This window comes from Vibrio sp. OPT41 (assembly GCF_015163595.1).
GTDB classification, from domain to species: Bacteria; Pseudomonadota; Gammaproteobacteria; order Enterobacterales; family Vibrionaceae; genus Vibrio; species Vibrio alginolyticus.
In genome coordinates this window covers 335,076-351,155 of sequence record NZ_JADDYH010000036.1, presented here as the reverse complement: position 1 = coordinate 351,155, position 16,080 = coordinate 335,076, and the positions used below count along the sequence as shown (strand labels likewise).

Here is a 16,080-nt window from a genome sequence, read left to right as displayed (position 1 = left end):
TCTTACTCAATCTTAAGCTAAACGTCGCTCTTCACGCGGCGTTTTTTCATAGCGTTTTTTGTAGCAGCGCGCAAAATACGATGTAGAACTGAACCCACAAGCGGTGCTGATTTGAGTGATGGACAGCATGGTTTGCAACAACAAATGTTGAGCGCGTTCTAAGCGCAATTGAAGGTAGTAATTGCCTGGTTTGTCTTGCAAGTATTGCAAAAATAACCTTTCCATCTGCCTGACCGATAACCCTACTTGCTCGCCAATTTCATAGCACTTTAGTGGCTCTTCCATGTTGGCTTCCATGATCTCTACAGCGTCGAGCAGGCGCGGGTGGCGGATGTTGTGCTTACGGATTAACGACATCCGCTGTTTATCATGCGCGGGTCGAATCGCAGGGTGAATGCATTGCTCTGCCACTTGATTCGCCAAGTCACTCCCATGTTGGTTTGTAATTAAATGAAGCATCATATCCAAACCGGCTAAGCCGCCCGAACAAGTTGGTGTGCGTGGGTCGAATTCGTACAACTCACTGGTCACGTTAATGTTTGGAAACTCCTCTGCCAGGCTGTTGGCGGACTCCCAATGCACGGTACACGTTTTGTTTTTTAACAGGCCAGCTTTTGCTAACAATACGCTGCCTGTCGAAGTCGAGCCCACGGCGATGCCTTGACGAAGCGCTTGCTTTAACCACTGATTCACCGAGCCACTCGCAGCAGCAACATGGGCGCCAATACCTGCCACAACCAGCAGCAAGTCTAAATGAGCAATGTTGTTGACTGACTGTGTTGGCGAGAATGAAACGCCATTACTGGCCGACACTTCTTTATCTTCGAATCCATAAATATCCCACTGATACAAATCGCAACCAGCGAGGCGGTTGGCCATTCGAAGAGGTTCGATAACCGCCGAAAAAGAGAGCATCGAAAAATCAGGAATAAGGAAAAAACCAATGCGATACGTGTGTGTCGTTTTCATTCTCTGTGGTCACCAAGTGGGCAGTTCATCTATGTCGTATTTCTGGATAAGAATGTCGCAATTGTTAAATTATTGCTATCAAAATTCGAACATGATGTGACTTAAGACAAGGACTTCTTTGTCGAGCATACACATTCATTTGGACGAGATAATTATGATTGAACAAAAAGCCCCAGTAATTAGTGATGGTCTACGCCTTGATGGCGCTTTCTTTACTGACGAGAACGTTAACAACCCAGACTTACCGATCGTTATTGTCTGCTCAGGCTTTACTGGGCAAAAAAATATTCACCCAGAGCGTTACGCGAGAGCCTTAACTGCGAAGGGCTTTACAGTATTCGGATTTGACTACCGTGGCTTTGGTGAATCTGAGGGTATTCGTGAGCGAGTTATCCTAGATGAACAAGTACGTGACATCGCGAACGCGGTTGCGGTTGTGAAACAGCGCGCTGACGAGGAAGGCCGCAAAGTCGTACTGGCTGGCTGGGGCATGGCCGGTGGATTAATTCTTGATGCTTACCGAGTTTGTCAAGATGCGATTGATGGCCTTATCTCCATGAACGGCTTTTATGATGCGGTACGTGTTCAGGTTGCTCAACGTGGCGAGCACGGTTGGAAAGCGTTCCGTCAATTTATGTTAGAAGAGCGTACACGTCTTGCTCTTGGTGGAGAAAAGCAGGGGATTGATCCATTTGAAATCTACCCGCTTGACCCAGTAAGCCGCGAATATGTATTCACTGAACTGGTCAAAGCACCGGGCTACGGCGTGACATCTGATCTGGATTTTGCGGATTCTCTCATCAATTTCAAACCGGAAGCCCTACTGGACGAGCGATTTGCAGACGCGCCAATCTTGATTGCGCACGGTGCAGAAAACGATCTTCACCCAGTGACCGAAGCAAAGTCGCTGTACGCGAAATACCCTGGGCCGAAATCTCTATTCTTACTGCCTGAAGGTGGTCACACCGAGTGGATGTTGGACGACGATCCTAAGTTTATTCAGTTCTCTGGCGTGATCGCGAACTGGTTGAGTGAGAACTTCAGTTAAGTCTTCAAGAGGTGCTTTCGTTGATGGCACCTCTACCTTTCTGACAGGATGATTTTCGATGAGCATAATTCCATTTTGTGAAGCGGCGGACCCATTTGTACATAAACCAACAATCGCGATTCCTGAAGGCGCGGTTGATTGTCATGCCCACGTTTTTTCTTCACGTTATCCGTACTGTGAAACGCGAACCTACACGCCACCCGATGCCAGCGTCGGCGCGTACCTGCATTTGCACCAGCAATTAGGCATCCGTCATGGCGTGCTGGTTCAGCCGAGTGTGTATGGCAATGACAACCAGTTGCATCTTGATACATTACGGTATTTACGCCAGCAAGGTTACGACTACAAAGGCGTCGCGGTCGTGGATGCGGATGTGTCCGAGCAAACGCTGGATGAGCTACAAGAAGCCGGATTTTGTGGGGTGCGGATGAACCTGCTGTTTAAAGGTGGTATTGAGTGGCGTGATGTTGAACGTTTAGCGGCTCGCCTTGCAGAGCGACACTGGCACCTTCAATGCTTAATTGATGTTTCGCAGTTTGATGACTTATATCAGCGATTAAGGGCTTTACCCGTGCCCGTAGTGATTGATCATCTTGGACATATGCCAACAAACAAGCTGATTTCTCATCCTGGTTTTCAAACCTTATTGAAGCTTAAGGCCGAAGGGAAAGTGTGGACAAAATTGTCGGCACCGTATCGTTTGTCGCTTCAATCTCCGCCTTATGATGACGTTTCTTCGTTTGCTCAAGCTTTGTTAGAAGCGAATGAAGAGCAATGCGTCTGGGGCTCGGATTGGCCTCATCCATGTTTTGCTGCTGAGATGCCAAATGATGGCCAGCTATTAGATACCTTGTGGCACTGGACGCAAGATACGACACTGTTTAGCAAGATTCTGGTCGATAACCCCAAGCGCCTCTACCGCTTTTAACTCCACATTCATGTTATGAACCTAAAAAGACAACCGTAAGGCACTGATTCAAATTATGCTTCCTGCACTTCCGCTACAGGTTTCCTCTGATACTGTGGTTATCAAGTTCTTTAACACCCTTAAACAGCTTGGTTTCAAGGGGGATACTGATGCTCGCTATACCACTCGATTGAGTATGGCGACTGACAACAGCGTCTACCAGCAACTTCCGTTGTCGGTCGTCTTTCCTGCCAACCATCATGATGTGGTAATACTTGGCAAGGTCAGTGCTCGTGATGAATTTAAACACTTGACCTTTTCGCCCAGAGGAGGCGGAACGGGCACCAACGGACAATCATTGAACTCGGGGATCGTGGTTGACCTGTCTCGCTACATGAATCGAGTGTTAGAGATCAACGAGCAGGAAGGTTGGGTGAGAGTGGAAGCTGGGATAGTCAAAGATCAACTCAACGACATCGTTCGCCCTTATGGTTATTTCTTCTCGCCAGATCTGTCGACCAGCAACCGCGCAACATTAGGTGGGATGATTAATACTGATGCATCAGGCCAAGGCTCTTTGCAATATGGTAAAACCTCGGATCATGTGTTGGAGCTCAAAGCCGTATTGGCAGATGGCTCGGTGCTCGATACCGAAGCAATTCAACAAAACAAACGGTTAAACTGTGATGTAGTATCGCGAGCGTTAAAAATTACGGAGGAAGTTTGTCGAGACAAGCGTCAACAGATTCTGGATAAGTTTCCTCCTCTGAATCGCTTTCTTACTGGTTATGACCTAAAAAATGCCATCAACGACAAGAGTGAAGAGTTTGACGTCACGAGAATATTATGTGGCTCTGAAGGTACGTTAGCTTTTATTACTGAAGCCAAGCTCAATCTTACGCGAATACCTACTACGCGACGGTTAGTGAACGTTAAATACGATAGTTTTGATTCTGCATTGCGAAATGCTCCCTTGATGGTCGAAGCAGAGGCGCTATCGGTTGAGACAGTCGATGCAAAAGTACTCAACCTTGCAAGAGAAGACATTGTCTGGCACTCGGTAAAACACGCGATCTCAGATGTGCAGGGCAAACAGATGCAAGGGATTAACTTTGTCGAGTTCGCAGGCAGTCAAAGCGATGATATTGAGGATAAAGTTGAACGCTTATTTTTAATTCTTGATAAAGAAATCGTTCATCGACGCAGTGGTATCATCGGTTATCAAGTCTGTCGTGAACCCCAAGACATCCAGGCCATTTATGGCATGCGCAAGAAAGCGGTTGGGCTGCTTGGCGCGACTAAAGGTCAGGCAAAGCCGATTGCATTCGCGGAAGATACCTGTGTGCCGCCCGAAAACTTGGCGGACTTTATCGCGGAATTTCGTACGTTACTAGACAGCAATAACCTGCATTATGGCATGTTTGGGCATGTGGATGCTGGCGTTCTTCACGTGCGTCCGGCGCTCGATATGTGTGACCCTGAGCAAGAAGCGTTAATGCATCAACTGTCTGACGATGTGGTCGAGCTAGTGGCAAAATACAATGGCTTAATGTGGGGAGAGCACGGTAAAGGATATCGCTCAGAATATGGACCTGCCTTCTTTGGTGATGAGCTCTTTACTGAATTAAGGCGCATTAAAGCGGCGTTTGACCCCGACAATAAAATGAATCCGGGGAAGATTTGCACACCACTGAATAGCGACGCTGAAATGGTAAAAGTCACAGCGACCAAGCGTGGCTACTATGATCGTCAGATCCCCGTAGAAGTCCGAGAGTCGCTTAAGCCCGTACTGTCTTGCAATGGCAATGGGCTGTGTTTTAATTACGATGCTGATAGCCCAATGTGTCCATCATTTAAAGTGACAGCCGATCGTCGCCACTCTCCGAAAGGGAGGGCGGGGATAATGCGTGAATGGCTGCGTCGCCTTAATGACAATGACTTCGATTTGCTCGCTAACGAACAGCAACTTCTCAATCAAAAGTTATCGGTTAAGCTTTTGGCTCAGAAGCTGAGTAAGTTGATATCTCGCCCCGCTCCTGATGATTTATCGCATGAAGTTTATGAGGTGATGAATGGCTGTCTAGCGTGCAAAGCGTGTGCGAGTCAGTGTCCTGTGAAAGTTGATGTACCTGATTTTAGAGCGCGTTTTTTACACCTCTATCACTCTCGTTATCGTAGACCTCTGCGCGACTATCTGGTGTCGAATATTGAGCAACTGCTGCCGATTATGGCAAAAGCTCCCAAGCTGGTTAATCAAATTGCATCTAGTAGGCCTGTTACGCATGTATTAGAGACATCCATCGGTTTTATTGATTCGCCAGTGCTATCGATCCCTACGTTGCAAAGTCGATGTCAGGCACTTGGAGTGAGCCCGTTTGACTTTGTGTATCTAGAATCGCTTTCCCCAGAAGTGAAGCAAAATTACGTCTTGATTGTTCAAGATCCATTTACCAGCTTTTATGAAGCCGAGTTGGTTGCGGACTTTATTCAGTTATTGCAGCGGTTAGGGAAACACCCTGTTGTTCTGCCTTTCAAACCCAATGGGAAAGCTCAACATGTAAAAGGTTTCCTTAAGGCATTCGCCAGAAATGCACAAAACACATCGGATTTTCTCAACCAAGTTGCTGAGCTTGAAATTCCTATGATCGGTATCGATGCAGCCTTAGTGCTTTGTTATCGTGATGAGTACCATCAGGCTCTAAAAGAGAAGCGAGGCGAATTTACAGTTTATACGGCTCTTGAGTGGTTGGTGGATACACTTAATGAATGGCCGCCAGTACGTGTATCGGATGAAGAACCTTGGTATTTGATGGCGCATTGCACAGAAAAGACCAAAATACCGGAGGCTGAGAAATCTTGGCAGTCTATTTTTCAGCACTTTGGCTTAAATCTGCAAGTCATACCTACGGGATGTTGTGGCATGGCTGGGACATTCGGACATGAAGTGGATAAGAAAAGTACGTCTGAAGCTATATATCAGCTTAGTTGGAAACCGAATATAAAGAACCTGCCCACTGAGCGTGTGTTAGCCACGGGGTACTCCTGCCGCAGTCAAGTTAAGCGTTTTGAAGGGGAGGTAGTTCGACACCCGGTACAGGTTTTAGCCAGTTTGCTTGCTGTATAGAATGCCTAAAGTAATTTAGTATGCGAAAAGGCTTGCCTTAAGACTTTGCCTGCATTTAATGTATCTAGCAGCAGAACTTCAATCTGCGTGACAACAATACAGGAGAGGATCGGGCTTTCACTTTTTCGCTCGACACAAACCCCTTTCAAATTTACACAATAGCGCAGTAAAACTCTCTTGCTGCGCTATTGTGTGTTCCATATTTTGTGAGTACTTATGTTTAACTCAGAACGCAAAGCGACGGTTATTCTGGTTGCGACGACGATGATCGCGGCACTTGGCTGGATATTCTCTAAGGAAACAATACAGGGTTTACCACCTTTTGGCTTTATTGGGGCGCGATTTACTATCGCTTCGCTCTGCTTACTGCCTCTATGTTACCGACCTTTGCTGAAAGCAAACTTAAAAGATGTGCTTTCTGCTGGTGGTGTCGGGCTCCTGCTAGGCAGTGCCGTTATGACATGGATTTACGCTATTTCTATCAGTGATACTCTCGGGGAAGGCGCATTTATCATGAGCCTTTCCATGCTGTTTGTGCCGATTGTTGCATGGGTTATGTTTCGTCAACGACCACAACGAATTTTCTGGCTTTCTTTGCCTATCGCTGTATTAGGTCTTGCTTGTCTTTCTTTAGTTGGTGGCTGGAAACAATCGGCCAGTCAATTGTGGTTTCTTGGTGCAGCACTGGTTTTGGCGCTTCATTTTAATGTGAACAGCAAATACTCTCAAAAACTACCTGTGCTGCTGCTTACTTGCGTGCAACTTTTTTCAGCAGGTTGTTTAGGTTTGTTGGTTTCATTTTTTATGGAATCTTTCCCGGTAGAGGTGGACTCCTCTATTTGGTGGTGGTTTGCGTTGAGTACCTTATTAGCGACGAGCTTGCGTTACGTAATGCAAACCATGGGGCAAAAATTTGTTCAGGCAGGTAACGCTGCTCTAATTATGATATTAGAACCAGTTTGGACGGTTATTCTGAGCGTGCTGTGGTATGGCGAAGTACTAACGGCAAATAAACTAGTAGGTTGTGTGCTTATCTTATTTTCTCTAATTATTTATCGTACTGGCGGGCGGTTTCGCTTCCCTACCCGAAAGTAGAGCAAATTAATTTGGGTTGGGAGAATTTGAGGTGCCGGATGGCCTTCTACGAAAGTGATAATACGCGGTTACGCAATGCTAATGACACTTTTGATGTAGGCTGTCGACCCAGCTCTTCGCTGATCATCCAGCCAGCTTTAGCCAGTAGCTCTAAGTCGATCCCTGTTTCTATTCCTAACCCTTGGCACAAATACAGTACATCCTCCGTTGCGACATTTCCTGATGCGCCTTGAGCGTATGGGCATCCACCCAGCCCAGCTACACTACTGTCGATGGTATTGATGCCCATACTCAGTGCCTGATAAATGTTGGTGAGAGCTTGTCCCCATGTGTCGTGGAAATGGACAGCAAGCTGGCGAAGAGGTGCAACCAACATGACGGCTTCCAGCATAGCAGCGATACGGTTTGGCGTGCCTGTACCGATTGTGTCGCCTAGAGACACCTCATAACACCCTAAATCGATGAGTGATTTGACCACGCTCGCCACTTGTTTAGGGGCTGTCGGGCCATCGTAAGGGCAGTCGGCAACGCAGGATAGATAGCCACGAACAGGGATGCCGTGTTTGGTGGCTAATCGCATTACAGGTTCGAAGCGAGTTAGGCTTTCTGCAATCGAGCAATTGATATTGTGTTGGCAGAATCCTTCTGATGATGAAGTGAAAATCGCGACCTGATTGGCACCAGCCTCCAAGGCTTGTTCGAAGCCTTTTAGGTTTGGTGTCAGGGCAGAATAAGTAACATGATTTCGCCTTGTTATTGCTTTCATGACCTCTGTTGAGTCCGCCATTTGTGGCACCCATTTGGGCGAAACAAAAGAGCCCGCCTCAATATGCGTTAGCCCAGTATCAGAGAGTAAGTTGATCAACCGGATTTTAGTCTGGGTCGCAACAGGAGATTCATTTTGCAATCCATCTCGTGGACCTACTTCGACAATATTTACTTTGGAAGGCAGCATTACTTGTCCTGTGATTTGGTTACCCAACTTGGGCTTCGTTTTTCAAGAAACGCTTGCAAGCCATCTTGGCCTTGTGGCGATACCCTAATGTCCGCAATGAGCTTGCTAGTATAGTGAATCAGTTGTTGATCGATGGGGTTTTGATGACATTGGTGACAGAGCGTTTTCGCTTTACGCATCGCATCTGGGCTATTAAGTAGTAACGTCTTGATCACGCTATCGACCGCATTTTCAAGTTGTTTGGCTTCTTTCACTTCGTGCACAATACCAAACCGTTCGGCATCCTCGGCTGAAATGACTTCACCACTTAAGATATAGCGTCTAGCTTGTCTATTCCCCATCGCGCGCATGACGTAAGGCGCAATGGTCGCTGGAATTAAACCAAGCTTAACTTCACTTAAGCAAAAGTTGGCACTTTGGCTTGCGATGGCGATATCACTACAACAAATCAACCCTAAAGCACCACCATAAGCGGAACCTTGAACAACTGCGATGGTGGGTTGAGGGAACGAATCTAATGTTTCCATGAGTCTTGCCAAGTTTTGGGCATCAACGAAGTTATCTTGCCTCGTGCTGTCGGCCATCGACTGCATCCAATTCAAATCGGCCCCGGATGAAAAGTGCTTGCCGTTACTTCTTAATACCAAGCACCGCACATCCGTTCGTAAAGCGAGATAATCTAGGCGGTGGATCAGCAAGTCGATCGTACAAGCGTCAAAAGCATTGTGCTTGGCTGTTCTGTTTAGAGTGATGGTCGCTACGCCATTGTCATCGACATGCCAAAGAACATCATCTTGCCTTTGGGCGTTGGGAATAATGCTTGGTTGCATTTCCTGCATACTAACTTCCTTAATTCATCTTTGGATATTTACATTCTGAAGACGCCAAACTCGCTATCAGGAATGGGGGCATTTAATGCTGCCGTTAGCGCATGACTCAACACCTGACGCGTTTTTTTAGGGTCAATAATTCCGTCATCCCATAGCCGAGCGCTCGCAAAATAGGGATGTCCTTGTGTTTCATACAAGTCTATGATCGATTCTCTAAAAGTGTGTTCTTCTTGCTCTGACCACGCTTCTCCCTGGCGTTCCTTCGCGTCTTTTCGAACTTGTGTTAAGACGCCTGCCGCTTGTTCTCCGCCCATCACAGAAATACGCGCGTTCGGCCACATCCACATCATGGTTGGATCATACGCTCGGCCGCACATGCCGTAATTACCAGCGCCGTACGATCCACCGATGATCACGGTAAACTTCGGCACGTCAGCACAAGCGACGGCCATCACTAGCTTGGCGCCATGTTTTGCGATGCCTTCTTCTTCAACCTTTTTTCCGACCATAAAGCCGGTAATGTTTTGGAGAAAGAGAAGCGGTGTTTTCCGTTTGGCGCACAGCTCAATAAAGTGCGCGCCTTTTTGTGCCGATTCAGAAAACAAGATACCGTTGTTTGCCACAATACCAATCAAATGTCCTTGAATACGAGCGAAGCCACACACTAGCGTTCTGCCATACAAGGCTTTGAATTCGTCGAAATCAGAATCATCGACGATGCGGGCAATAATTTCTCGAACGTCGAATGACAGTCGTAAGTTGGCATTCACTATTCCGTAGATTTCTTCTGCGTCGTAGCGGGGAGGAAGCACGGTGTTTTCTGGCTTAACAGGTCTTGTTCTATTGGCATTGGCAATGGCTTCTCTCGCAAGCATTAGGGCATGTTCATCATTTTCAGCGTAATAATCTGCGACACCAGATTTTCGACAATGCACGTCTGCACCGCCGAGCTCTTCACCCGTCACGACTTCGCCAGTGGCCGCTTTCACCAAAGGTGGCCCCGCCAAAAAAATGGTGCCTTGCTCTTTAACCATAATGGACACATCCGCCATGGCAGGAACGTACGCGCCCCCAGCAGTGCAAAGCCCCATCACAACAGCAACTTGGGGAATGCCTTTCGCTGACATTCTCGCTTGGTTAAAGAAAATGCGACCAAAGTGTTCTTTGTCGGGGAAGACGTCGGACTGATGAGGGAGATTTGCGCCACCGGAGTCCACCAAGTACACGCAGGGGAGTTGGCAACGTTGGGCAATCTCTTGCGCTCTTAGGTGTTTTTTTACCGAGAGTGGGTAGTAGGTTCCACCTTTTACCGAAGCATCGTTGGCGATGACCATGCATTGAATCCCCTCTATGATACCAATGCCGGCGATAACACCAGCGCAGGGGATCTCTTCGTCATACACCTGCCAGGCGGCAAACTGGCTGATTTCAAGAAAGTCAGTGTTGTCATCAAGCAAGCGCGCGATGCGTTCTCGGGCGGGGAGTTTTCCTTTTTGCCTCTGGTGCTGAATGGCTTTTTCACCGCCTCCCAGTTTGATGGTATCGATGTGTTGATTCAGTTGAGTGACCAACGTTTCCATCACGGCTTTATTGGAAAGAAATAACTCGTCAGTTGGCTTAGTTTTACTTTTGATAATGGCCATAATGACTTCCTTGTCGTATGTTCCGTTAGCGAGATTCTTCGAACAGCTCTCGGCCTATTAACATGCGGCGAATCTCTGAGGTACCCGCGCCGATTTCATAAAGCTTTGCATCACGTAGCAAACGACCAGCAGGGTATTCATTGATGTAGCCATTCCCACCGAGCAGTTGTATTGCATCGAGTGCCATTTGTGTGGCGAGTTCTGCACTGTACAAAATCGCGCCAGCGGCGTCTTTGCGTGTTGCGTTACCTCGATCACAAGCCGCTGCGACGGTATATACATACGCTTTTGCTGCACTCATTCGAGAGTACATATCGGCGATCTTGCCCTGAACTAACTGAAACTCGCCAATGGGTTTTCCAAACTGCTCTCGTTCATGTACGTACGGGACCACAATGTCCATGCAAGCTTGCATTATCCCGAGTGGTCCGGCAGCGAGGACGACGCGCTCGTAATCCAGCCCACTCATTAACACCTCGACGCCTTGATTCAACTCGCCAAGAATATTCTCTTTTGGCACTACGCAATGGTTAAATACAAGTTCGCAAGTATTCGAGCCTCTCATGCCTAGTTTGTCCAGCTTTTGAGCATGAGTGAAACCTGCGAAGTTACGTTCAATAATGAATGCGGTAATGCCACGTGAACCTGCGCTGACATCCGTTTTAGCGTAAAGCACCACTACGTCAGCATCGGGCCCGTTTGTTATCCACATTTTGTTGCCATTCAGTACAAAATGGTCGCCCTTGTTCTCCGCTTTCAGTTGCATGCTTATCACGTCTGAACCGGCATTGGGCTCACTCATCGCTAGGGCGCCAACGTGCGTACCATCAATGAGTTTTGGAAGGTATTTTTCGCGTTGAGAAGGCGTGCCGTTACGAAAGATTTGGTTGACGCACAGGTTAGAATGAGCGCCGTAGCTTAGAGCGACAGACGCAGAGGCACGGCTGATTTCTTCCATGGCAACAACATGAGCGAGGTATCCCATGCCTGCACCACCAAGCTCTTCATCGACGGTCACACCAAGCAACCCCATTTCTCCCAACAAAGGCCATAAATGATTCGGGAACTGGTTATCGCGGTCTATCTCAGCGGCGATGGGCGCAATATGTTCCGTAGCAAAGGCATTAACGTGTTCTCGGAGCATATCGATGGTATCACCAAGTCCGAAATTGAGTGGGGTATAGGTGCTTTTCATAACGTCTCCCGGTATCAGAGGTAAGGTGGAAAAGCCGATAGCGGTGTTGCTAATTGAGTATAGCGTTTATGTCTGCTTGCTTTTGAGTGTTTGAATACAACGCTCCTTAGCGGCATTCAACTCAGCCATAACGACGCTGATGTCGTTGAGTTGTTGTTGTAGGACAGCTTGTTTCTCTTCAATGATATTGAGCATTTTCAACAACTGTCCTTCGGTTTGTTGCATGTCGTAGAGCTCGAAAAGTTCACGAATTTCTGCCAACGAAAAACCGAGTCGTTTCCCTCTTAAAATCAGTTTGAGGCGAATTCTATCCCTGCGTTGATAAACGCGCATATTGCCTTTTCGCTCTGGTTCAATCAGACCCACGTCTTCATAAAACCGGATACTGCGAGTAGTAATATCAAACTCCTTGGCGAGGTCACTGATCTTGTATTTTTCCATAACATACTTACCTCGAATAAAAATCCAGTTTCTGGAAATCGAACCTTTAATGGGAAGGTCGAACATCAACTTTGAAATATAAACGCCTGCTTGGTGTGTTTTTTCATCTCATTGTAAAGGCTAGTGCTATGCTTACGTAAACGTCAAGAAATCGCGGAATGAAAGTTTGTTAGTGAAAAAGGCGATAAAGGCTGGTGTGGCGCTTGGTGAGTAATTCTATGTAGGGTGTCATCATTCTGCCAAGTGTTCACATATACCTTAAGGGAATGCGAATCATGGGAAAAGACATCTGGATTGTCAGCGCGAAAAGAACGCCAATTGGGCGCTTTCAAGGCAAGTTGCAAACTTACTCTGCTCCTCAATTAGGCGCACTGGCGATCAAGGCGGCAATGCACGAAGTGAATGTGACTTCGGTGGATGAAGTGTTCATGGGATGTGTGCTTCCAGCAGGGTGTGGACAAGCTCCTGCGAGGCAAGCATCTATGGGGGCCGATTTTCCTTTGGGTGTAGGGTGCACCACCATTAACAAAGTGTGTGGCTCTGGCATGAAGAGCGTCATGTTAGCGCACGATCTCATTAAAGCTGGAACGATTCGCTCAGCCATTGCTGGTGGTATGGAAAGTATGACCAATGCGCCGTATTTGCTGAGGGAGGCGAGAAAGGGAATGCGCATGGGGCACCAGTCTACGTATGACCACATGTTTCTCGATGGGCTACAAGATGCTTACGAAGGGCACTTAATGGGTGTTTATGCTCAGCAAGTCGCTGACAGGCTTAAGTTCACCAGAGAGCAAATGGATGAATGGGCCGTGATGTCGGCAAAACGTGCGTTGGAAGCTCAAGAGCGAGGCTTGTTTGCCGATGAACTTTCGCCGGTTTCACTCAATACCAAGTCAGAACAAGCGGTGCTGGACTACGATGAGCACCCACGCTCGATTGACCTTGGTAAAATTCCTCAACTCAAACCTGCATTCGATGAAAAAGGTACGGTGACCGCTGCTAATTCGAGTGCCATTTCAGATGGCGCGGCGGCTCTTGTGCTTATGGATGAAGACACTGCGCGTCATCAGGGGCTTAAACCACTTGCGATCATCAAGGCGCACTCTACACATGCCAGAAAACCTGCAGAATTTACTTTGGCACCCGTCTACGCAATTGAGCAACTGCTGTTCCAGCTAGATTGGTCAATTTATGAAGTGGACCTGTGGGAAATCAATGAAGCCTTTGCCGTTGTGACACAAATAGCGGTGGCGGAACTTGGACTAGATACGAGCAAAGTAAATATTAAAGGTGGAGCCTGTGCACTTGGGCATCCGATAGGGGCTAGTGGCGCACGAATTCTGGTGACATTGATTCACAGTTTGCGTCAGCTACAAGCGCTAGGCACCAATGGTGATCTCGAAGCCAAAAAAGTGATGCGGGGTGTTGCGTCACTTTGTATCGGTGGTGGAGAAGCCACGGCGATAGGCATTGAAATACCGCTTTAATTGAAATCAGGAAGGAGTAAATGATGACTCGTTTGGTTCCCTTGTTTATTGGTGGCGAGTTTCGTGAATCTCAAACATCGGATTGGGTTGAGGTAACCAATCCTGCCACTAATGATGTCATTGCGTACGTTCCATGTTCCACAGAGCACGAGATGGAAGCTGCCATTGATAATGCGAAAGAGACATTCCAATCCTGGAAGGAAGTGGCAGTATCCGAGCGTGCCAGAGTCATGCTTCGTTATCAGCACTTGCTCAAAGAGCATCATGATGAGCTTGCCACACTGCTTTCTCATGAAACGGGTAAGATTTTAGCGGATGCTAAAGGCGATGTGTGGCGTGGTATCGAGGTGGTTGAGCAGGCGGCAAACATTGCTAGCAACATGATGGGCGAAACCGTCGAAAACGTTGCCACGGATATTGATAGTTACTCAATGATTCAGCCCCTAGGTGTGTGTTGCGGCATTACGCCATTTAACTTTCCTGCCATGATTCCGTTGTGGATGTTCCCAATCGCTATCGCTGCGGGCAATACATTTGTGCTTAAACCCTCCGAACAAGTGCCATTGACCTCTATTCGTTTAGCTGAATTATTTGAGCAAGCTGGCGCGCCGAAAGGAGTGTTGCAGATCGTTCATGGCCGCAAAGAGCAAGTCGACTTTCTTCTGGCTCATCCTGATATTCGAGCGGTGTCATTTGTTGGCTCGGTTCCCGTTGCCCGTTATATCTACACCACAGGGACTAAACATTTTAAACGGGTTCAAGCTTTTGCTGGTGCAAAGAATCACATGGTGATCATGCCTGATGCAAACAAAGATCAAGTGGTGAATAACCTAATCGGAGCCTCCGTAGGGGCTGCGGGGCAGCGTTGTATGGCAATTTCTGTTGCGGTATTTGTCGGCGATTCAAAACAATGGATTACAGACCTCAAACAGGCAATGGCGAAAGTACACCCAGGGCCTTGGGACGATGAGCAAGCTGCTTATGGCCCACTGATCAGTGAGCAAGCTAAACAACGCGTATTGGACCTAATTGAAGATGGCAAACAACAAGGCGCAGTGTGTGAACTCGATGGCAGTCAGTGTGAAGTGGAAGGCTTTCCCGATGGAAACTGGATTGGCCCAACCTTGTTTAGCGGTGTAACAGCGAACATGTCGATTTACACGCAAGAGATATTTGGCCCTGTCTTAGTTTGTATGGAAGTCGAAACGTTGCAAGAAGCTATTGAGTTAGTGAATCGCAACCCTTACGGCAACGGAACTTCTATATTTACCGCTAATGGCGCTGCTGCGAGAAAATATCAGCATGACATTCAAGTCGGTCAGGTTGGGATCAATGTGCCTATTCCAGTCCCTTTACCATTTTTCTCCTTTACTGGTTGGAGAGGCAGTTTCTATGGTGATTTACATGCGTATGGTAAACAAGCGGTACGTTTTTATACCGAGACTAAAACGGTGACGGCACGTTGGTTTGATGACGATATTCCGACGGGGCCCAATCTGACCATCCAACTGCGCTGAGTGAATAAAAGGAGCTTTTATGGACTTTGAACTTAATGAAGATCAACGTGCATTTGCCGATACCGCTCAGCAATTTGCCGATGAGTGTTTAGCACCGATGGCGGCGGAGTGGGATGAAAAGCAGATCTTCCCCAAAGACGTATTGAGAGAGGCGGGGGAACTGGGGTTTCTCAGTCTCTACACTCCAGAAGCGCAAGGTGGCCTAGGGTTAAGCCGTTTGGATGCTTCAATTATCTTTGAACAACTGGCCATGGGATGTACGTCCACTACGGCGTTTATGACGATTCACAACATGGTCAGTTGGATGATCGCGAGTTTCTCGAACGAAGAAGTGAGAGCCAAATATTGCTCTAAGCTGGTCTCTGGCGAGTGGTTGGGTTCATATTGCTTAACCGAGCCTAATGCGGGATCGGATGCCGCTTCGTTGGCCACAACCGCGAGCAAAAAAGGTGATACTTACGTGCTGAATGGCGGCAAAACCTTTATCTCTGGCGCAGGAGAGACAGATGTTTTGGTCGTGATGGCGCGAACCGGAGATGCGGGTGCCAAAGGTGTGTCCGCATTTGTTGTTCCTGCTCACGCTGATGGTATCAGCTATGGGCGCAAAGAACCCAAAATGGGTTGGAACAGCCAACCAACACGAGCGGTTACTTTTGAAAATGTCGTTATTCCAGCTAGCCATTTACTGGGCGAAGAAGGGCAAGGTTTTGTCTTTGCGATGAAAGGGCTTGATGGAGGGCGTATAAATATTGCGACCTGTTCCGTCGGTACGGCTCAACAGGCCCTTGAACAGGCGACACAATACATTCAGGAGCGTAAGCAGTTCGGCAAGCCGCTTGCGCAGTTTCAAGCCTTACAATTCAAATTGG

At 47.6% G+C, this 16,080-nt stretch carries 13 protein-coding genes; 7 read left to right on the top strand and 6 right to left on the bottom strand.

Annotation, left to right across the window (positions count from 1 at the left end; genetic code table 11):
- Positions 1–12: 12 nt before the first annotated feature.
- Positions 13–969, bottom strand: a complete 957-nt coding sequence (locus IQP38_RS15865; protein ID WP_005375751.1) for a GlxA family transcriptional regulator — start codon at positions 967–969, stop codon at positions 13–15.
- Between the two features lie 154 nt (positions 970–1,123).
- On the opposite strand from IQP38_RS15865, the gene IQP38_RS15860 reads away from it, so the two are divergent.
- The 4 genes from IQP38_RS15860 (at position 1,124) to IQP38_RS15845 (ending at position 7,143) form a co-directional block, all read left to right on the top strand.
- Positions 1,124–2,017 carry an alpha/beta hydrolase gene (locus tag IQP38_RS15860; protein WP_005375755.1) on the top strand — a complete coding sequence of 298 codons (894 nt, stop codon included), beginning with the start codon at positions 1,124–1,126 and terminating at the stop codon, positions 2,015–2,017.
- A gap of 58 nt (positions 2,018–2,075) precedes the next feature.
- Entirely contained in the window at positions 2,076–2,945 is an 870-nt protein-coding gene (locus IQP38_RS15855; RefSeq protein WP_193837741.1) for an amidohydrolase family protein, read from the top strand.
- A 55-nt stretch (positions 2,946–3,000) separates the two neighbouring features.
- A complete protein-coding gene (locus tag IQP38_RS15850) occupies positions 3,001–6,048 on the top strand; it encodes an FAD-binding and (Fe-S)-binding domain-containing protein (RefSeq protein WP_193837740.1) in 3,048 nt (1,015 codons plus the stop codon).
- A 216-nt stretch (positions 6,049–6,264) separates the two neighbouring features.
- Positions 6,265–7,143, top strand: coding sequence for a DMT family transporter (locus tag IQP38_RS15845; protein WP_017634269.1), 879 nt, complete (start codon positions 6,265–6,267; stop codon positions 7,141–7,143).
- 46 nt (positions 7,144–7,189) lie between these two features.
- On the opposite strand, the gene IQP38_RS15840 is transcribed toward IQP38_RS15845, so the two are convergent.
- The 5 genes from IQP38_RS15840 to IQP38_RS15820 form a co-directional block, all read right to left on the bottom strand.
- Positions 7,190–8,098, bottom strand: a complete 909-nt coding sequence (locus IQP38_RS15840; protein ID WP_017634268.1) for a hydroxymethylglutaryl-CoA lyase — start codon at positions 8,096–8,098, stop codon at positions 7,190–7,192.
- Positions 8,098–8,937: an enoyl-CoA hydratase-related protein gene (locus tag IQP38_RS15835; RefSeq protein ID WP_193837739.1), complete on the bottom strand. Its 840-nt coding sequence runs from the start codon at positions 8,935–8,937 to the stop codon at positions 8,098–8,100. The genes IQP38_RS15840 and IQP38_RS15835 overlap by 1 nt, the downstream gene beginning before the upstream one ends.
- A gap of 29 nt (positions 8,938–8,966) precedes the next feature.
- Positions 8,967–10,571: a carboxyl transferase domain-containing protein gene (locus IQP38_RS15830; protein WP_193837738.1), complete on the bottom strand. Its 1,605-nt coding sequence runs from the start codon at positions 10,569–10,571 to the stop codon at positions 8,967–8,969.
- Between the two features lie 25 nt (positions 10,572–10,596).
- Entirely contained in the window at positions 10,597–11,766 is a 1,170-nt protein-coding gene (locus IQP38_RS15825) for an isovaleryl-CoA dehydrogenase (protein ID WP_005375766.1), read from the bottom strand.
- Between the two features lie 66 nt (positions 11,767–11,832).
- Positions 11,833–12,207 carry a MerR family transcriptional regulator gene (locus tag IQP38_RS15820; RefSeq protein ID WP_017821195.1) on the bottom strand — a complete coding sequence of 125 codons (375 nt, stop codon included), beginning with the start codon at positions 12,205–12,207 and terminating at the stop codon, positions 11,833–11,835.
- 275 nt (positions 12,208–12,482) lie between these two features.
- Here IQP38_RS15820 and IQP38_RS15815 point away from each other — a divergent pair, with 275 nt between their 5' ends.
- The 3 genes from IQP38_RS15815 to IQP38_RS15805 all read left to right on the top strand — a co-directional run.
- Positions 12,483–13,694, top strand: coding sequence for a thiolase family protein (locus IQP38_RS15815; RefSeq protein WP_193837737.1), 1,212 nt, complete (start codon positions 12,483–12,485; stop codon positions 13,692–13,694).
- A 23-nt stretch (positions 13,695–13,717) separates the two neighbouring features.
- Positions 13,718–15,211 (top strand): CoA-acylating methylmalonate-semialdehyde dehydrogenase, encoded by a 1,494-nt coding sequence (locus IQP38_RS15810; RefSeq protein WP_064354633.1) that lies wholly within the window; start codon positions 13,718–13,720, stop codon positions 15,209–15,211.
- A 19-nt stretch (positions 15,212–15,230) separates the two neighbouring features.
- Positions 15,231–16,080, top strand: an 850-nt coding sequence (locus IQP38_RS15805; RefSeq protein WP_228010082.1) for an acyl-CoA dehydrogenase family protein, incomplete at its 3' end; no start/stop codon positions are given.